We start from the raw sequence: 17,897 nt of genomic DNA on the forward strand, positions 1-17,897 counted from the left end.
AATCGGCCGCGCCGGAAAGTCCGGCACCTACAGTGGGACCGTCGGACCGCACCGGTCCGATCGGCACACGGTGCAGCGACGCACGGAATGCGTTGGCGCACTGCCTGTGTGCCGGCACTCGACGAAGGGGATACGCGTGACAGAAGGGCTCCGACAGCACCAGCTCGTGCCGATAGCCGCGGAGAGCCTGGTGATCACCGCGCGGTCGGCGCTGCCGGCGCATCTCGCGGCGATTCTGCTCGGGCCCGATGGCGCCATCCATGACGAGACCGATTTCGTGTTCGGCACCCAGTCCGAGGCGCGGGGTCTGCGGCTGGCGGGTCCCGGCATGGCGCCGGCACCGACGCTGCACGTCGAGCTGTCGTCCATCCCGCACGCGGCGACCACCGTTCGGGTCGTGCTGGCATTGGACAATCCGCACCGCACCTTCGCCGAGGCGGACGCACCCGCGGTCACGGTCGCCGACAGCCTGGGTGGCGAGCTGTATCGCAACGACTTCGACGGATTGGGCGCGGTCTCGGCGGTGGTGACGATCGACATCGAACGCAGCGGCGCGGGCTGGGGCATCACCGCCGTCGGACGCGGTCATGCCGGCGGATTCGCCGCGGTGCTGGCCGAGAGCCACGTCCAGGTGGGTTCCCGTCCCGGTACCCGTGAGCAGGTCGACGCCACTGTGCTGTCCGAGGACCGCCCGCTCGGTCTCCTGCCGGGCCAGGTCGTGCGCCTGCGCACCGGCACCGGACCCACCCTCGATATGGTGCGGCTCGGCCTCGGCTGGGATCCCGTACCCGGCCACACCCTGGCCGGAGGTGCCGCCACCCCCGCCGACCTCGACGCCGCCGCGCTGATGTTCGACCGCGACCATCACCTGCTCGACGCCGTCTACTTCGCCCAGCTCAGCTCCAACGACGGCGCGGTGCGTCATCTCGGCGACAGCATGACCGGGGAAGGCGGCGGCGAGAACGAGGTCATCACCGTCGACCTGTCCCGGATCCACCCGCAGGTGGCGACCGTGATCCTGGTGGTCACCAGCTACCACGGCCACAGCTTCGACAGCATCCGCAACGCCTTCTGCCGCCTGGTCGACGCGGGCACCGGCACCGAACTGGCCCATCTGGACCTGCACGGCGGCGGCCCGCACACCGGCATGGTGATGGCCAAGCTGTACCTGGCGGCCACCGGCTGGAAGATGCAGGCCATCGGCGAACCCGTCTACGCCACCCACCCGGGCGAGGCCGTCCACCAGCTCACCCATCACCTCGCCTGAGTGCTGGCTATCCGGTCACTGCCGCACCGGGCTGTCGGCGCCGGACCACACCGGTAACCGCTCGCCGGACCGGTCCGTCCGGAGCAGCGGCGACCGCCGTGAACGCGGCGGCGACGAACGCGATCTGCTCGGGAATGCGGAACCACAGCGGCGTCGCGGGATCACCGTTCAGCGGCACCGATTCCATCGCGGCATGCACATTCGCCGGGAGCATGACCACGAACAGCACCGCCAGCCCCACGCCCGCGGCCGCACGGGTGGGCGGGTACACCAGCGCCGCGGCGCCCAGTAGTTCCAGCACGCCGGTCAGGTACACGAGGAAATCGGCGAACGGCAGGTAGGGCGGCACCATCGCGGTCAGGTCGGCATGGCTCGGCATCGCCTCGACGCTGTCGGGCAGGAAGTGCGCCACACCGGTGAACAGCAGCATCACCGCCAGCCCGTGCGCCAGGCACACGGCCCAGCCGGCGAACCGGGTGACGCCGAACCGGCCGAGCAGCCGGAACACCAGCGTCGGCACGAGCAGGAGCAGGAGGGTTTCGAACATGTCTTCCTCGCATGGGTTGGTGCAGGTACCTTGCCGATCCTGCGGAGCGCCCGGCGCCACGTCAGCGCCGCGCGGACGATGCGGCGGATTACGACATCCGCCTATGGTGTTGTGGTGGATTCGGTCACGCTCGATGCCGTCGACTTGGGCTTGGTGCACGCGCTCCAGGTGGACGGGCGGGCCCCGTTCAGCCGGATCGCCGAGGTCCTCGATATTTCCGACCGCACTGCCGCGCGCCGCTATGCCCGGCTGCGCGCGCACGGCGCGGTCCGGGTCACCGGTGTGGTCGACAGCCGGCGCATCGGCGACGCCGAATGGGTGGTGCGGATCCGGGTGCGGCCCAATGCGGCGGAGGCGGTTACCCAGATGTTGGTGCGCAGCCCCGATGCCGCGTGGGTGACGATCCTGTCCAGCGGCACCGAGATCGTCTGCGTGTTCCGCACCGACCCCGCCCACCCGGCGCCGATCCAGTCACTGGCCCGGCACCGCGACGTGCTCGACGTCGAGGCCCACCGGCTGCTGCGCAACCTCATGACGCAGGCGTGGCGCGGCCGCACCTCGGCGCTGTCACCGGATCAGGTCGCCGCCCTCGATCCACCGTCGGGTGAACGCTCGGGCCCGGTCACGCTGACGGAGCTGGATCGGCGGCTGCTTCCAGCGCTCGCCGTCGACGGCCGGGTGCCGTATCCGAGGCTGGCCGGTGCCTCGGGATGGTCGGAATCGGCGGTGCGCAGGCGTGTGGACGAACTCCGCCGCGCCGATATCGTGCGGTTCGACGTCGAGATCGATGCGGCCGTGCTCGGCTACACCTTTCAATGCCTGCTCTGGCTGACGGTGTCGCCCGCGCGGCTCACCGCGGTGGCCGGCGCACTGGCCGCCGACCCGGAAGTCGCGTTCATCGGCGCCATCACCGGCAGCCACAACCTGCTGGTCTTCGCGGTCTGCCGGGACGCGAGCGCCCTGTTCGACTACGTCGCCGAGCGGGTCGGCGGGCTGCCCGGGATCGACCGGGTGGACACCGCCGACGTCTCGCGAATCGTCAAGCGCGGCAGTTCGTCCCCGTGGCCGGGGCGTGCGCCACATCGCCCGTGATGTCGGTTCCCCACCCGTAATCGTGAAGGTGTCGGCGATCTCGAGCCCGAGCCGCCGCAACGTTGTCGCGGCGGGCATGGTCAGGCCAGCGACGGCGGGTGCTGTCCACGCACCCTGCGCGAACGCCGGGATCAGCAGGCCGGTGTGAAGAACAGTCCGGCCCCACACGCGTCGCGACCGGAGACGAAGAACCCCACGCTGGTCGTGCGGGTTCGAGTTCTGCTGTCCTCGAAGAACTTTCGGGCGTGATCGGGGTCGCCGACGCGGATGGTCAACGCCGCCATGTATGAAGGCGCCGGCGCCGTTTCGCCCGGCAGCACGCGGGCCGCCGCCGAGGCGGGCACGATCTCGATCCGCGCGCGGCCCCCTTCCAGCACCGTCACCGGTCCGGCGGTCCGGGGCTCCGTGCCGAGGATGTCGCGGTAGCGCTGCGTGATCGCGTCCAGCCGCGTGTCCTCGGCGACGATCACGACCGCCGCCAGGCCGAGGGCGCCATTGGGGTGGTCGAGGTAGCGCGGCTGGAGAACGTATTCACGGGTGAGGTGTTGTGCGACACCGATATAGCCCTCGGCGGTCGAGCGCGGATCCAGGTGCACCGACCGGGCGCGCAGCGTCGCGGGACCGTTCTCCGTGTCGACGGGACGTTCCAGTTCCAGGACGCCGGAGGTCCGCAGTCCCGCCGCATCGAGCCTGGTATCCGTCGCCGCAGCATCGGCGGTATCCAGGCTCAGGATCCGCAGCCCTTCGAACCGCTCCACCATCTGCTTGGTGTGCCAGGGATCCGGCGCGGATTCATCGACGATGCCGAGTAGCTCGATATACGAGTCGCCGAACAGCACACACATATTCGCGGTGCAACCCGCCGTCAACGGCGCGCCGGGGCGCTCGCTGAGCATATGCCGCGACAGTGGGCTGAGGGTGAAGCCGAACGAGCGGTAGCGCGCCGCCATGGCGTCCAGATCGCGGTTGACGATGCCGACGTGGTGGAATCCGGTGATGTCGTTTGCCATGGTCACCATGGTCGGAGCGGGCCGGTCCGCAGTCGCGGCGCCGGGGCACGGACGCCTCGATCCGACACCGAAGAGCCGTCGAGCGACGGATTCGGACGCCGCATCGTCGAACGTACTCACCGCCGCTCGAACGACAACTCACGACCGGAACCTACGGACGACACAGGCGAGTGCGACCACCGGTGCTCGCCGTCGGCATCGATCAGCGATGTGCGCGCAGATACTCGTCGTGCTCGAGATCCTCGCGGTAGAAACGTCGCGTGAGCCCGGCCAGCCGGGTGATCTCATTGGTGAGGGCGGTGGGGCCCGCGGGTTTGGCGACGATGGGGTCGCCGGTGCGCACGTAGTAGCGGCCGTCCTCGTAGTCCATCCACCAGAAGCTGCGGCAAAAGGCCGGGCGGGCGTCGACGGCGGGGCCGGGGAAGATCATGATCTCGCCCAGTGAGCGGCGTTGCCGCTGGAATACGCGATCCAATTGCTGGGTGAGGCTGAGTTCACCGACGTTGCGTACGTAGCGGGAGCGGTCGGCGCTCAGGTCCGCGCGGCGCACCTCGACGGCGGGTCGGGTGCCCGCCTTCGCGGGCGGCAAGGCGGCGACGGCCTGCGCGGGCACCTGGTTCGCCGCGCAGTTGGTGACGATCACGTCGCCGCCGATATCGGCGGACGGGCCCGGCAACTGCACCAGCGTCGCGCCGGCGGTTCCGCGCATCGCGCCGTGAAAGCGGTAGGTGCGGGCCATATCCCGGCCGCCGTACCCCTTGACCTCGATGCGCACCTCGGGCTCGCGCAGGAGGGTGAGCACATCCACCAGTTCGGTGGAGTAGTACTTCTCCAGCAGGACGTCGACGGCGGCCTCGCGTTGGCGCCGCAGATCCTCGAAATCGTCGGCGACCGGTCGATAGCGCAGCGGGTACGGCAGCCGGTCGTGGCCGTACGCGGACCAGAGGATCTCGAACTCCAGGCCGGTGAACCGCCAGGTAGCCATGTGCTCACCTCCCCAGCTGACCTTCAGCGCACCCTACCGCCCGGTTCCGGGCGCGGCAACAGTCCCGCGTAGCCGCTGCCCCGTCACTCCTCCACCGGATCCGGGACCGGCTTGGGCCGTCCGGTAATGAGCCCGACCACCGGTTCCACCACCCGCGCGGCCACCGGGCCGAGCACCGCCATCAGCAGCACGTAGGTGGTAGCCAGCGCGGCGAAGCCGTCGGGCACCGCGCCCGCGGCGACCGCAAGTCCCGCGATGACGATGGAGAATTCACCGTGCGCGACCAGCGCGGCGCCCGCGCGGGCCCGGCCGAGTTCGGTGGCGCCGGAGCGAGCCGCCGCCCACCAGCCGGTCGCGATCTTGGTCGCGGTGGTGATCACCGCCAGCAGGACCGCCCAGCCCAGGACCGGCGGGATGCTGGCCGGGTCGGTGCTGAGCCCGAACAGCACGAAGAACATGGCCGCGAACAGGTCCCGCAGCGGTTCCAGGATCTTGGTGGCATTGTGCGCGGTGGAATCGGAGATGGCGATGCCGAGCAGGAACGCGCCGACCGCCGCCGACACCTGCACCGCGGAGGCGACTCCCGCCACCAGGAGCGCGGCTCCGAGCAGCTTGAGCAGGAAGATCTCTCGATCGTCGCTGGCCACCACCGCGGAGACGTACCGGCCGTAGCGCAGCGCGACGACGAGCACGACGGTAATGGCGATCAACGCGATACCGAGGGTTTGCAGCCCCGCGACGAATCCGACGCCGGCGAGCACCGCGGTCAGCACCGGCAGGTATCCGGCCATGGCCAGGTCCTCGAACACCAGGATCGACAGCACGACCGGCGTTTCCCGGTTACCGAGGCGCCCGAGATCATTGAGCACTTTGGCGACGATCCCCGACGACGAAATGTAGGTGACGCCCGCCATCGCGATGGCGCCGGTGGCGCCGAGGTCGAGCAGCAGGGCCACGATCACGCCCGGTGTCGCGTTCAACGCGATGTCGAGCAGCCCGGCGGGCCAGGATTTGCGCATGCCGGTGACCAATTCCGCAGCGCTGTACTCGAGCCCGAGCAGCAACAACAGCAGCACCACACCGATTTCGCTGGCCAGGTGAATGAACTCGTCCACCTCATGGAGTTCGACCAGCCCGCCTTCGCCGAAGACCAGACCACCGATCAGATACAGCGGAATCGGCGACATGCCGATCTTCGCCGCGATCCGCCCGAGCACCCCGAGTCCGAAGAACACCGCCCCCAACTGGATCAAAGCCAGCGCGGTTGCACTCACCTGCACCGGTCAGCCGTCGGTCAGGATCCGGGCGGCGGCATCGAGCCCCTCACCGGTACCGACCACTACCAGCAGATCTCCCGCGGTCAACGCGAAATCCGGCCCTGGTGACGGGATCACCTGACCGGCCCGCATCACCGCGACGATCGACGACTTGGTCCTGGTGCGCATCCCCGTCTCGCCCAACGTCCGCCCGTCATACGGCGAACCCTCCAGGATCGGCAGTTGCCGGGTGTTGACGCCGACCATTTCGCGGTGTTCTTCCCGCAACTGCGCCACCAACTGCGGCGCACCGAGCAGATTGGCCAGCACCCCCGCCTCGTTCTCGCTCAGCGGGATCTGCACCGTGGTATCGGGATCACCGACCTTGGTGAAGATCAGGTCGATACTGCCGTCTTTGTGGTCGATCACACCGATACGGCGACGGACACCCGTCAGCTGAAAATCTTTGCGCACACCGATTCCCGGCAGCGGGGTCACATCCACGTTCACACCATCAACCCTAACGGGCGCAATGCTTACGGAGCCGGGCCCGCCCACGCGCTCGGCCGCCGGGACGACGAACGACCTGACCAGCGCCGGCGGCGGCGGTCAGGTCATCGTCTACCCCGGTTTCACTCCAGGAGCGCGGCTCCGGCGATCACGACACACACGATGACGAAGTTGATCAGCATCAACGGCCAGATGAAGCGCAGATACTTGTCATAGCCGACCTTGGCCATCGCCAGTCCGCCGACGACCACCACATTGGTCGGTGCGATCAGCATGGTCAGACCGTGCCCCATCTGGAAGGCGGTGATCACCAGCGACCGGCTCACCCCCGCGAAATCGCCGAGCGGAGCCAGCAGCGGCATCGCCAGCGTCGCATGGCCGGACGAGGACGGGATCAAGATCGCCAGCGGGATGTTGACGATCACCACCAGAATCGCGAAGATCCCGGCCGACGCACCGCTGACCAATTCCTCCATCGCGTTGAGCACGGTGTCGAGGGTCTGGGTGTTGGTCATGATCACCGAGACGCCGCGCGCCAGCAGAATCACGATGGCAGGGCCGACCATATCGCCCGCGCCACGGCTGATCAGCGAGACGATCTCCTTCTCCCCCATCCTGGCCACCACACCGACCACGATGGCCGCGATGATGAACAGCATCGCCAGCTGCGGGAACCACCAGTTGAGTTCGAACCAGTAGGGCTCGGTGGTGGTTTCGTGGTAGACGTCGTACTCGGCGGGGGTGGTGGTGGCGCCGAAGATGGCCGACCACGGGATCACCGAGAAGATCATCAGTCCGAAGGTGAAGGCGGTGATGGCGAGCACCCATTTCTGGGTGCCGGTCAATCGCTCCTCGCCCTGGGGAGTGTCGGCGGCCTCGGTTCCCGCCTCGTCCTCGTCTCCGTCGAACCCGACCAGCGACCGCGACTTGTCCTGCTGCACGCGCCGGGCGTAGCGCACCACGAACACCACCGCGACCGCGGTCAGCACCACCCACAGCACGAACCGCAGCACGATGCCGTCACCGATCGACACCCCGGCCTCGCCGGAGGCCACACCGATCGAGAACGGATTGACCGTCGAGGCCATCGTTCCGGTGAGCGCGCCGACGATGATGGTCGCGGCCGCCACCATGCGGTCGTAACCCATCGCCAGCATCAACGGAATGATCAGGGCGTAGAAGCCGAAGGTCTCCACCGAAAAGCCCATGGCGGTGCCGAGAACCGAGAACAGCACCATGATGACGGCGATCAGCACCCAGCCCTTGTCCTGCAGCTTGGCGCCGAGACCACCGACGGCGACCTCGAGGCTGCGGGTGGCGAAGCTGACGGAGATGAACGCGCCGAGCGCCATGATGAACAGCACGACACCCACCGACCCGAACAGCCGGCCCATGTTCTCGGTGTCGACGAATCCGCTGGCGGTGTCCTGTATGCCGTAGAGGCCGTTGACCGGAGCCAGGATCAGCTGCTGAACTCGCTCCCAGAAGGTGAGCGGGGAATCCACCCGATCGAAGGACCCGGGGATCGGGGCGCCGTCGGGGTCGGTGCGGTAGGCGCCGGCCGGGATGAACAGCGCCGCCAGCCACACCAGCACCATGACGATGGCCAACACCGTGACGGCGCCGGGGAATTCGAACTTCGTGCGCTGCTTACCACCGGGCCCGGTGGTGGTCTGTGCCGTTTCACTCATCGCGAGATATCCGATCGACCGGCCGCGTATCTCGCGGCGTACTCCTGCAGGAACAGCGCCTTGGCCACGGTGGCCCTGCGCATTTCGTCGATGAGCACCCGCTCGTTCGGTCCGTGGATATTGGCGTAGCCGTCGGTGGCGCCGAACAGTAGCTTCTCCGCCTCGGGTATCCCGGTGTGCAGAGCCATGACCAGCGGAATCGAACCACCGCCTGCCATCTCGCCGGCCTCGGCGTCCCATGCCGCGCCCAGCGCCGCCTCGGCGGCTTCGAAGCCTGGACCGCTGGTTTCGGCGGCGAAACCGTTGCCGACCTCGCCCGCGGTGGCGGTCACCTCGAGGCCGAACGGCCGCTGCGCCTGTAGATGCCGGATCACCGCGGCCTGCGCTTCGGCGGCGTCCTGGGCCGGGTGCACCCGCACGTTCAGCACCGCGCGGGCCGAACCGGCGACCGCGTTGACCGGTCCCTCCACCGCGGGTGCGTCGAACCCGATGACGGTGATCGCCGGGCCGGACCAGATGCGCTCGCCGAGACCGCCTGTCCCCATCAGTGGCTTCCCCTCGAGCACCTCGGCCAGATCCCGGAACTCCTGGTCGGTGTAGGAGGTTCCGGTCCATTCCTCGCGGCGCAGACCCTCGACCGCGACGTCGCCGGCATCGTCGTGCAGCGAGGCGAGCGCGCGGATGAGCGCAAGCCGGGCATCAGGCGCGGCGCCGCCGTAGAGGCCGCTGTGCTTGTCCGCCTTCAGCGTCTGCACCGAGACGGTGACCTGCGCCGAACCACGCAGGGCCACGGTGAGCGTCGGCGCGCCCGGGCGCACATTGCCGACGTCGGCAATCACCATGGCATCGGCGCGGAAGGGCTCGGGATGAGTGGCCGGATAGAAGTCGAACGGGCTGCCGAATTCCTCCTGCCCCTCGAACACCAGCTTCACCGTCACGGGCGGACGCGCGTCGAAAACCCGTAGCGCACCGATGATGCCGACCAGATTGGCCTTCGAATCGGCGGTACCGCGGCCGTAGATCGCGCCGTCACATTCCTGCGGTTCGAACGGCGGCGAATCCCAGAGTTCGACATCGTCGGCGGGGACGACGTCGTAGTGGGTGTAGAACAGCACGGTCGGCGCGCCGGGCGGCCCGGGAACGGTCGCCATCACCACCGGCGCCGTCTTGCCCGGAATGGTGAGCTCGTCGATCTGGGTTATCCCGCTGTCGCGCAACAGCTCCACCACGGCGTCGTGGGCGCGCATCAAGGGTTCGGTGGGGTAACCGTCCAACGCGATCGACGGGATGCTCACCAACCGGTTCAGGGCAGACTTCAAATCGGGCAGCAAGGCGGAGACTGCGTCCTCCACTTCGCCGACGGGTCGAATCACAGGCACGGACATCGCATTCCCTCGCCACTCGCTGGGTACCAGGTGGGCCTACATCTGCTTGCTCGATAGTTGCACAAACATCGTTGCCGCGAACCGAATTCGCGTGGTGACGCGCTGGCGGCCCACCTGGTTGAGCCGCGCACGCTGCCCGTCGGACCGCACGCCTTTGTTGCGACATGCGGTGACGGACCGAGTTTCGACTAGTCATCGCCGATCTTGCCGCACCCGGGGCCGGCAAGCCGGGTCTACAGCGGGAAATAGCCGATGTGATGTGAATCACTCTCGCTTCAAACGTGGCTGTGATCTAATGCGCGTAGCCAGCCGGATGCCGACCGCCGATCCAGCGACCTCAGGGGTGTCATGCGCACTGCCCTTTTCGAACCCGCAATCGCGTTCGACTCCCCCCGCCCTCCTCACTCCCCGGACCTCGACGGCGCGGCCTGCGTTACCGGCCGTATCTCTTGCCCGGGTAGAGCTTGCCGACGTATGAACGGCGCGGGTGAACCGCGCCCACATCCGCCCCGCCACCCCGCGGTGAGCTCCGGCACGGCGGAGGTTCCGTGATGGCCGAGTCGACCATCACCTTTGTGATCACCGGCGGCGCGGTCGTCCTGTTCGTGTGGAACCGGCTGCCCGTCGGCATCGTCGCGCTCGCGGTCGCGCTGAGCCTGTACGCGACCGGCATCCTGACCGTCGATCAGGCGCTGTCCGGGTTCGGTGATCCCACCGTCGTTTTCATCGCCGCACTGTTCGTGGTCAGCGAGGCCCTGGACGCGACCGGCGTCACCACCTGGGCCGGCCAGCAGTTGATGGCGCGCGTCGGGACCAGCCGCACCCGGCTACTGGTGTCGATGATGCTGCTGTGCGCGGTGCTGACCGCGGTGATCTCCGTCAACGGCGCGGTGGCGGCGCTGATCCCGATGGTCGTGGTGCTCGCGGTGCGGTTGGGCCGCTCGCCCGCACAGCTGCTGATGCCGCTGGCCTTCGCCGCGCACGCCGGATCGCTGCTGTTGCTCACCGGCACCCCGGTCAACATCATCATCTCCGAAACCGCCGCCGACTCGGGCGCCCGCGACATCGGCTTCGCCGAATTCGCGTGGGTGGGCGCGCCCTTGGTGATCGGCACCATCGCCATCGCGGTGCTGTTCGGCGGCAAGCTGCTGCCCGACCGCACCGCGGCCGTGATGCCACCGGATCTGAGCAGGCTGGCGACCACGCTGGCAAAGGAGTACACCATCCACAGCGGGCTCGTCCGGTTGCGGGTGTGCGCGGCATCGAGTTTCGACGGCGCCGCCCGCGGCGCGGTGGTCGATGCCCTGCCTACGGGCGCGGAACTGCGCGGTGTCGAACGCGACGGGCAGGATCCGGGCGATTCACCATTACGCGCCGGTGATGTACTGGTGGTCGACGCCGGGGACGCCCAGCTCGCCGACTTCGTCGACGACAACGCCGTGACCCCGTGCCGACGTCTCGATGGGCCGGACCCGGACGAGCTGATCGGGGCCGAATACGGTGTCGCCGAGGTGATCATCCCACCGCGCTCGGAATTCGTCGGGCATCTGGTCTTTCCCGGAATGGCCACCAGCAGTGGCGATCTGGTGGTGCTCGCGGCCCAGCGCGGCGGCCGCGATCTCGGTTCCTGCCCGCAGCAACTCCGGGTCGGTGACACGCTGCTGCTGCGCGGCACCTGGAGCGCACTCGATCAGCACATCGCCGCCCCGCAGGTGCGGGTGGTGCACGAACCGGAACTCATTCGCCGCCAAACGCTTCCGATGGGCCCCGGTTCCCGTCCGGCGCTGGTGATCCTCGCGGTGATGGTGCTGCTGCTCGCGACCGGATGGATTCCGGCGGCGGTGGCCGCGCTGCTCGCCGCGTGCGCGATGGTGGTGTGCCGAGTGCTCACCGTCGAGCAGGCGCACCGCTCGATTTCCTGGACCACCCTGATCCTGGTCGGCGCGATGATCCCGCTGTCGACCGCGATCCGGGAGACCGGCGCCGCCGACCGCCTGGCCTCGCTCTTCATGACCGTTCTCGGTGACGCCGACCGTCACCTGGTGCTCGTCGCCCTGTTCCTGGTGACGGTTACCCTCGGCCAGCTCATCAGCAACACCGCCACCACCCTGATCATCGCCCCGATCGCCGTCGTCATCGCCGCCGACCTCGGCGTCTCCCCGCTACCACTGCTGATGACGGTCTGCGTCGCCGCCGCCGCATCCTTCTTCACCCCCGTGGCCACCCCCGCCAACATGATGATCATGGGCCCCGGCGGCTACCACTTCGGCGACTACTGGAAACTCGGCTCCGCCATGATGCTGTGGTACCTGCTGATCACCGTACTGGTGGTGCCGGTGGTGTGGGGGTTCTGAGCGAATCGCCGGGCACGTTTCGGCATGCCTGCGGCGCACGTGAACTGCGTGCGCGTCGTTGCGCCCGGCCATGCGTCAGGTGAAGATCTCTTCCACGGCGCGGGCGGTAGCGGAGGTCGAGCCAGTGGTGGAGCGTTTCCAGATCTGTGCATGACCGGATCCGGGCTCGGGTCGAATCGGTGACAGGGAGACCGCGACGTTCCAGGACTCGGATGATGCTGCCGGCTGCCTCTTCCGCGCGGCCCTGGTCGCGGCCTTGCTCTCGGCCCTCCTCGCGCAGACGTTCGGTGGTGACAGTGCGGATCATCGAAGAGCTCGAGGTCAGGTGCCTTCAGGCGTCTCCGGCTTGTGTGGTTCCGAGGCCGGCTTCGGTGAGTATGCGACACCTCCCACAAGCGCAAGCTGGTTCCGCAGCCAGGCTCGATAGTCGTCGTCGGACCAGCCGCGTTCGATAACGAAGTGCTGGTACGCAGCGGAATCGGTGATAAAGGCAAGGACGTCGGAAACCATGGTCTCATCGCCGGGCTTCGCCAGCCCGTGAGCGCTGAACCATCCGGCCGCCTTCAGTAGTTCTCCGCTCCGGCGGTGTTCGAGTTCTGCGACCCGGTTCGCCACGGTGGCGTCGATCGCCGCGGCAGTGTGCACAACAGCCCATAGCCGCGCCGACCGGGCATGCGCTGCGGTGAGGAAGGTGGCTGTGGCATCGAGAGCGCGGCCGGTATCCGGGTCGGAGAATGCTGCCGACAGCTCGTCGGTGTCGAGAACCGCTCCACCGCCGGTGAATTCGCGCATCACCGCGTCGAGTAGGAGGGTGCCTTTCGTGCCGGCCGCATGGACGGTGGCTACCGCGACACCGGCGTGGTCGGCAATGTCGGCCACGGTCGTGGCGACGAATCCTCGGGTTGTGAACAGATCGCGGGCGGCATCCAAAATTCGTGCGCGGGTACCGGCGGCCTGGGCAACGCGCCGGGTTGTGTCGTAGCGGCGTGGCATATGTCCTCACTTTGGATATAGTCGACTATATCGAAAAGGAGTGGGATGGCTCGTTACTTGTTGTGTGCTACTCCGGCGGGTGGACACGTACACCCGGTTCTGGATGTCGCGGGCGGCCTTCGACAGCGGGGCCACGATGTCACGGTTCTCACCGGATCGCGGTTCCGATCCGCTGTCGAAGAGGCGGGAATCGCCTTCCGCTCCTTAACCGGAGCCGCGGACATCAACGACCGCGAACCCGATTCCTTCCTGCCCGACCGCGGCCGATATCGCGGGCTGCGACTGGCCCGGTACCAGCTGCGGCGAATGTTCATCGATCCAATTCCGGCCCAGGCGAAGGACGTCGCCGACGCAGTCCGGGATATCGCGGCCGACGCTGTGATCGTCGATTCGATGTTCCTCGGGGCGCTTCCCATGCTGCACCGTCCCGAACGACCGCCCGTCGTCGCGTTGGGAGTGTCGCCGCTGTCGATGCCGGGACCGGAGGTCCCGCCGTACACTTCGGGCCTGATTCCTGTCGCCGGTGCCTTCGGACGCATCCGCAATCGCGCCCTGAACGCGGCCATGATGGCGGCATTCAAGGGCCTGGAGCGCGCAGTCGACGAGGCCGTCCGATCCGTGTCCGGTCAGGGGCTGGACGGCGGGCTCTTCGGGATCGCCCGGCATTACGACCGCTACCTACAGCTGGGGCCCGCGGAGTTCGAATATCCGCGCGGCGACTTGCCGGCAGGCTTCCGTTTCGCCGGTCCCCTCGGGCTGGACCGCACACGGCCCTCGACGGACCTGCCGCAGTGGTGGCCGGAGCTCGACGGGCGACGCGTCGTCCATGTCACTCAGGGAACCGCGGCGAACGCCGATCCGTCCGCATTGATTCGCCCGACCATCGACGCGCTCGCCGGAACCGATCTTCTCGTCGTCGTCTCGACCGGCGGCGAACCGGTCGAGCGTCTCGGCCGGCTGCCGCGCAATGTGCGGGCCGAACAGTTCATCCCGCACACGGCGTTGTTCGCCCATGTCGACGCGTTCGTCACCAACGGCGGGTACGGCGCGGTGACGAACGCGCTCTGCCACGGCATCCCGATCGTCATCGCGCCCGGTGGCGAGGACAAACGCGAGGTCGCGGCACACGTTCGCTACTTCGATGTGGGTATCGACTTACGCCGCGAACGCCCTCCCGCGGAGGCGATACGCGCAGCCGTCCATCGAGTCCTCGACGAGCCTCGGCACCGTGACGCCGCACGCGCCATCGCACAGGCGTGCGGCCGGTATCGTCCGCACGACATCATCGCCGACGAACTGAGGGCGGCGGTCTCGGAACGACGAACCAGCAGGCTCGGCTAGCGGGATCCAGGCCATCCACCGACGTGCAAGGGCGTAACGCCGGGCCTGGCGAGCGTCAGGTGAAGATCTCCTCCGCGGTGGCGGCGGTCGTTGCGAGGTCGAGCCAGTGGTGCAGCGTTTCCAGGTCCGTGCACGACCGGATCCGGGCGCGGGTCGAGTCGGTGACCGGGAGACCGCGACGCTCCAGGACCCGGATGACGCTGCCGGCCGCCTCCTCCGCGCGACCTTGATCGCGCAGGCGCTCGGTGGTGACAGTGCGGATCATCGATGAGCTCAGGGTCATCAGGTGCCTCCAGGTGTCTCCGGCTGGTGTGGTTCCGAGGCCGGCTTCGGTGAGCAGGGCGAAAACTTCGGCGTCGTTGTCGTCGATGCTCTGCAGCGCTGCGGCCAGCGCTTTCAGTATGGCACCGATGTCGGGGTCGTTCACATGGGTGATGGCGGAGAGCGCGGCCAATGGGACGTTGACGGCGGCTTCGGCCGGGTCGGTGACGATGGGGACGTTGTGCGGGCCGAGGACCAGCGGAAACGCGGCGAAGCTCGTGCGGCCATGTGTAGCGGCGGTGATCGGGTTATCGGCCCAGCGGGCGATCGTCTCGTCCTGGCAGATCACGAGTAGATGCGGGACCTGCTGATATCTGTTGTGCAGATACGTGAGGTAGTAGGGCCAAGAGGCAAGCTTGCCGCGGTCCTTGCTGCGCTGGGCTTCGACCACCAGCAGGAAGGTTTCCTCCCGCGTGGTGATACGCAGCAGGGTGTCGATGCGGCGTTCGAGCGGTTCGATCTCGGTGACGTCGGTCGGGAGTAGTTCAACCACGGTGGGCTCGCCGAACGGGAGGTCCAGGATCTGGATGGTTTGGGTGAAGACACCGGGTTGATTCTCGAAGATCCGGTGCATTGCCTCATGCTGTGCTCCGACCATGCGGCGACGCTATCGGCCGGGCGACGCGCGGCCATATCGCGCACGGCGTGTGCAGTGGATATCGGTGTGTCGGGGTGACGACGCGACTGCTGTGGGCGGTGTGCCGACCAGCACCGGCTCGATGCCATCACTTGGATCGGCCGGTCGACGCACCAAACGGAACGAGTAGTGCACTACTCGTGGCAATGCCGGTTTGCAACACCAGAATCGGCCCGTGTTACGCCGTTGTCTCACACGGCGATTCCATCGGATATCCATAGGTCGAGGGGTTGGTGTATGGCGCAAGGTCAGGAGCGGGAGACGGTTTCGACGCCTGGGGCGGTGACGCTGCTGGGCGGAGCGGGAGCTCGGAGGCGAGGGCTAGGGGACCTCAGGGCTGCGGGGTGCGGGACCCGGCGCGTCGGACCGCCGCGCTCCCGACGACCGATCCCCGCGACCCCGCCTCCTGACCGAACACCCGCCACCGCACAGAGATTCGCGGATCACGTGGTCCGTGCGACGCTCGAGATCCTCGACCGGCGCCGGCCGATTACTCAGCTCGACGCGGTGGCGAGTCCCGATGTCGTCGCCCGCATCCACACGCTGGCTGCCGGTGATCTGGCACCTGGTCGTCAGCTGGGACCTGCTGTGCCGATGCGGGTGACCGTTTCGATGGACGAAGGTCCCGATGCCGAGGTGTGCGCCCGCTATCGCCGGGGTCCCAGACTCCTCGCGCTGGCTGCCCGAATCACCTACACGCGACGCCATGGTTGGCGGTTGACGGCGCTACGAATCGGATAACGCGGTGTGGCGTCAGCCCGGCGGTCGGGACGGCACGCGGGCGAAATCGTGGCCGGTGCGGTGTGGCCAGCAGGCGTAGCAGCTCGGCTTTGAAGGGGCAGGGGGCGCAGGTGGTGTGGTAGGTGAGCATGGATTCGAGTTCGTCGCGGAAGAAGCCGGAGCCGGGTTTCGGGGCTTCATGATTGACGGGGATATCGTCGGGGAAGGCGCGGTCGGCGTTCGGGCCTGTCACCTACCACCGCCTGGGGTGCGCAGGGCCAGACGGGTGCCGCGGGGCAGGTAGCCGGCGGGGTGGACGACGAGCAGATCGCACCGGTCGAGGACGTCCTGGGCGCGGTGAGCGAGATGGTGCAGGCTCGGAGTCACGATGGCCGACACCTCGAGCTGCTTCACCTTCACCAGCAACCACGGCAGGATGTCGGACTCGGATTCGATGACGGTGCGCGCGACCGAATACCCGCGCCGGGCCGCGAAGGCCCGCGCCTCCATCTCGAAACCCGCCCGCCGCTTCGCGCAGCATGACTTGTTCAGATACACAACGGCTTTCATTGCTTCTCCCCTGCTGATATGCGATGGTGGGGCGCACGACGGCGAGGTTCAGGGATTCAGGGGCAGGAGAACCCGGCAGAACCATCCGCGGCCCGAGCGCTCCAGGCTCGGCAACGGATGTGCGGCGAGGCTTTCCCGCCGTCGTGCGCTGGGACCAGTAGACAGGGACCGCCCAGGTCACGGAAGCTTTCGCAGGGCCGATCGCCGGACTTTCTCGCAAGATTCCATGGCCGGAAGGTTCCGCATTCCAATCCGGTGCACGTTCGCATTCCAATCTGGAATCAACACCGCGTGAAGGGGACTCGATGGAGACAGGGGACAGTACTTTTGCCCGACGCCAGATCGGCAAACAGCTGCGGTACCTACGCGAGACGTCCGGGGTGAGCGTCGATGTGGTGAAGAAGGCGCTCGGGGTCTCCACCCAGACGATCTGGAGGATGGAGACCGGGCAGCCGACGAAGATCGGGCGGTTGCACATCAAGGAGCTGTGCAGGTTGTACGGCGCGCCGGAGAGCACGACGCTCGTGCTGTTGGAACTGTTGGAAGGCGCGGCCCGGAAATCGTGGTGGCACGCGTACGGCGATGCGGTGCCGCGACACTTCGACCTCTATCTCGGCTTAGAGTCAGCTGCCGCGAGGCTGGTCACACATCAACCATCAATGCTCCCGGGCCTCGTGCAGACCGAGGAGTACCGGCGTGCGTTGACCTGGGTTACGAATCCGGACATGCCTCCAGCGGAGGTCGAGCGTCGAATTGAGCTGGCCACGCGCAGGCAATCTCGCTTAGCCGATCCCCATTTCGCCGTCGAGATCCTGCTGAACGAAGCAGCCATCCGGCACCGTGTCGGCGGCGGTGCAGTTATGGCCGAGCAACTGCGTCACCTGGCTAAGGTCGCAGACCTTCCCAACGTGCAGGTACGGTTGCTTCCGCTGACCAAATGCCATCTCGGTTTAGTGGCAGGGGTTTTCAACCTGCTGGAATTCCCACCGTCTCCAACGGCGTGGCTGAGTGAGCCTCCCGTTGTGTACATTCAGGGACATGCTTCGGCGCAGTACCTCGAGCGACCGGCAGAGGTCGAACTTTACTCGTCGACGGCAAGCAGCATCCGAAAAGCTTCGCTGGACGTGCAGGCTAGTCGAAGCTTGATCGTTCAGATAGCGGAGGAACACCGGCATGAGCGCTGATCGAGTCTGGTTTAAGAGCAGCTACAGCAGCCCG

At 67.7% G+C, this 17,897-nt stretch carries 16 protein-coding genes; 6 read left to right on the top strand and 10 right to left on the bottom strand.

Annotated elements, in window-relative coordinates; all coding sequences use genetic code 11:
* Positions 1 to 136 precede the first annotated feature (136 nt).
* On the top strand, positions 137 to 1,267 hold the full coding sequence (locus AC5W7N_RS27040) for a TerD family protein (RefSeq protein WP_163812846.1): 1,131 nt from the start codon (positions 137 to 139) through the stop codon (positions 1,265 to 1,267).
* A gap of 7 nt (positions 1,268 to 1,274) precedes the next feature.
* Here AC5W7N_RS27040 and AC5W7N_RS27045 read toward each other — a convergent pair whose 3' ends face one another.
* Positions 1,275 to 1,814, bottom strand: a complete 540-nt coding sequence (locus tag AC5W7N_RS27045) for a DoxX family protein (RefSeq protein WP_495922530.1) — start codon at positions 1,812 to 1,814, stop codon at positions 1,275 to 1,277.
* 114 nt (positions 1,815 to 1,928) lie between these two features.
* Between AC5W7N_RS27045 and AC5W7N_RS27050 the strand changes: the two genes are divergently transcribed.
* Positions 1,929 to 2,906: an Lrp/AsnC family transcriptional regulator gene (locus tag AC5W7N_RS27050; RefSeq protein ID WP_495922531.1), complete on the top strand. Its 978-nt coding sequence runs from the start codon at positions 1,929 to 1,931 to the stop codon at positions 2,904 to 2,906.
* Positions 2,907 to 3,037: 131 nt separating this feature from the next.
* Here the strand turns inward: AC5W7N_RS27050 and AC5W7N_RS27055 are convergent, their stop codons facing one another.
* The 6 genes from AC5W7N_RS27055 to AC5W7N_RS27080 form a co-directional block, all read right to left on the bottom strand.
* On the bottom strand, positions 3,038 to 3,916 hold the full coding sequence (locus tag AC5W7N_RS27055) for a VOC family protein (protein ID WP_495922533.1): 879 nt from the start codon (positions 3,914 to 3,916) through the stop codon (positions 3,038 to 3,040).
* Positions 3,917 to 4,118: 202 nt separating this feature from the next.
* Entirely contained in the window at positions 4,119 to 4,901 is a 783-nt protein-coding gene (locus AC5W7N_RS27060; protein WP_495922534.1) for an ESX secretion-associated protein EspG, read from the bottom strand.
* Positions 4,902 to 4,984: 83 nt separating this feature from the next.
* Entirely contained in the window at positions 4,985 to 6,175 is a 1,191-nt protein-coding gene (locus tag AC5W7N_RS27065) for a cation:proton antiporter (protein WP_195021668.1), read from the bottom strand.
* A 9-nt stretch (positions 6,176 to 6,184) separates the two neighbouring features.
* Positions 6,185 to 6,667, bottom strand: coding sequence for a cation:proton antiporter regulatory subunit (locus tag AC5W7N_RS27070; protein ID WP_163812838.1), 483 nt, complete (start codon positions 6,665 to 6,667; stop codon positions 6,185 to 6,187).
* 122 nt (positions 6,668 to 6,789) lie between these two features.
* The gene (locus tag AC5W7N_RS27075; RefSeq protein WP_195021667.1) at positions 6,790 to 8,358 is read right to left on the bottom strand and encodes a YfcC family protein; all 1,569 of its coding nucleotides are present in this window, start codon (positions 8,356 to 8,358) and stop codon (positions 6,790 to 6,792) included.
* The gene (locus AC5W7N_RS27080; protein ID WP_495922535.1) at positions 8,355 to 9,743 is read right to left on the bottom strand and encodes a M20/M25/M40 family metallo-hydrolase; all 1,389 of its coding nucleotides are present in this window, start codon (positions 9,741 to 9,743) and stop codon (positions 8,355 to 8,357) included. Before AC5W7N_RS27080 ends, AC5W7N_RS27075 begins: the two co-directional genes overlap by 4 nt.
* A 551-nt stretch (positions 9,744 to 10,294) precedes the next feature.
* Between AC5W7N_RS27080 and AC5W7N_RS27085 the strand changes: the two genes are divergently transcribed.
* Complete coding sequence (locus AC5W7N_RS27085) at positions 10,295 to 12,097, top strand: SLC13 family permease (RefSeq protein ID WP_495922537.1); 1,803 nt, start codon at positions 10,295 to 10,297, stop codon at positions 12,095 to 12,097.
* Positions 12,098 to 12,418: 321 nt separating this feature from the next.
* On the opposite strand, the gene AC5W7N_RS27090 is transcribed toward AC5W7N_RS27085, so the two are convergent.
* Positions 12,419 to 13,090: a TetR/AcrR family transcriptional regulator gene (locus tag AC5W7N_RS27090; RefSeq protein ID WP_495922539.1), complete on the bottom strand. Its 672-nt coding sequence runs from the start codon at positions 13,088 to 13,090 to the stop codon at positions 12,419 to 12,421.
* A 45-nt stretch (positions 13,091 to 13,135) separates the two neighbouring features.
* Here AC5W7N_RS27090 and AC5W7N_RS27095 point away from each other — a divergent pair, with 45 nt between their 5' ends.
* Positions 13,136 to 14,431 (top strand): nucleotide disphospho-sugar-binding domain-containing protein, encoded by a 1,296-nt coding sequence (locus AC5W7N_RS27095; RefSeq protein WP_490725586.1) that lies wholly within the window; start codon positions 13,136 to 13,138, stop codon positions 14,429 to 14,431.
* 55 nt (positions 14,432 to 14,486) lie between these two features.
* Here the strand turns inward: AC5W7N_RS27095 and AC5W7N_RS27100 are convergent, their stop codons facing one another.
* Positions 14,487 to 15,350 (bottom strand): hypothetical protein, encoded by an 864-nt coding sequence (locus AC5W7N_RS27100; RefSeq protein ID WP_163812830.1) that lies wholly within the window; start codon positions 15,348 to 15,350, stop codon positions 14,487 to 14,489.
* A gap of 486 nt (positions 15,351 to 15,836) precedes the next feature.
* Here AC5W7N_RS27100 and AC5W7N_RS27105 point away from each other — a divergent pair, with 486 nt between their 5' ends.
* On the top strand, positions 15,837 to 16,130 hold the full coding sequence (locus tag AC5W7N_RS27105; RefSeq protein WP_194991863.1) for an Rv3235 family protein: 294 nt from the start codon (positions 15,837 to 15,839) through the stop codon (positions 16,128 to 16,130).
* Positions 16,131 to 16,358: 228 nt separating this feature from the next.
* Here AC5W7N_RS27105 and AC5W7N_RS27110 read toward each other — a convergent pair whose 3' ends face one another.
* Positions 16,359 to 16,679 (bottom strand): hypothetical protein, encoded by a 321-nt coding sequence (locus tag AC5W7N_RS27110; protein WP_163812826.1) that lies wholly within the window; start codon positions 16,677 to 16,679, stop codon positions 16,359 to 16,361.
* 305 nt (positions 16,680 to 16,984) lie between these two features.
* Here AC5W7N_RS27110 and AC5W7N_RS27115 point away from each other — a divergent pair, with 305 nt between their 5' ends.
* Positions 16,985 to 17,863: a helix-turn-helix domain-containing protein gene (locus AC5W7N_RS27115; protein ID WP_195021662.1), complete on the top strand. Its 879-nt coding sequence runs from the start codon at positions 16,985 to 16,987 to the stop codon at positions 17,861 to 17,863.
* The last annotated feature ends 34 nt before the right edge of the window (positions 17,864 to 17,897 follow it).

The organism is Nocardia sp. CDC519, assembly GCF_059509835.1.

Excerpts from the sequence above, each read along its gene's own strand:
- AC5W7N_RS27045 (WP_495922530.1), bottom strand. The coding sequence starts at position 1,814 with ATGTTCGAAACCCTCCTGCTCCTGCTCGTGCCGACGCTGGTGTTCCGG.
- AC5W7N_RS27115 (WP_195021662.1), top strand. The coding sequence starts at position 16,985 with ATGGAGACAGGGGACAGTACTTTTGCCCGACGCCAGATCGGCAAACAG.
- AC5W7N_RS27075 (WP_195021667.1), bottom strand. The coding sequence starts at position 8,358 with ATGAGTGAAACGGCACAGACCACCACCGGGCCCGGTGGTAAGCAGCGC.
- AC5W7N_RS27090 (WP_495922539.1), bottom strand. The coding sequence starts at position 13,090 with ATGCCACGCCGCTACGACACAACCCGGCGCGTTGCCCAGGCCGCCGGT.
- AC5W7N_RS27100 (WP_163812830.1), bottom strand. The coding sequence starts at position 15,350 with ATGGTCGGAGCACAGCATGAGGCAATGCACCGGATCTTCGAGAATCAA.
- AC5W7N_RS27055 (WP_495922533.1), bottom strand. The coding sequence starts at position 3,916 with ATGGCAAACGACATCACCGGATTCCACCACGTCGGCATCGTCAACCGC.
- AC5W7N_RS27110 (WP_163812826.1), bottom strand. The coding sequence starts at position 16,679 with ATGAAAGCCGTTGTGTATCTGAACAAGTCATGCTGCGCGAAGCGGCGG.
- AC5W7N_RS27085 (WP_495922537.1), top strand. The coding sequence starts at position 10,295 with ATGGCCGAGTCGACCATCACCTTTGTGATCACCGGCGGCGCGGTCGTC.
- AC5W7N_RS27060 (WP_495922534.1), bottom strand. The coding sequence starts at position 4,901 with ATGGCTACCTGGCGGTTCACCGGCCTGGAGTTCGAGATCCTCTGGTCC.
- AC5W7N_RS27095 (WP_490725586.1), top strand. The coding sequence starts at position 13,136 with ATGGCTCGTTACTTGTTGTGTGCTACTCCGGCGGGTGGACACGTACAC.
- AC5W7N_RS27080 (WP_495922535.1), bottom strand. The coding sequence starts at position 9,743 with ATGTCCGTGCCTGTGATTCGACCCGTCGGCGAAGTGGAGGACGCAGTC.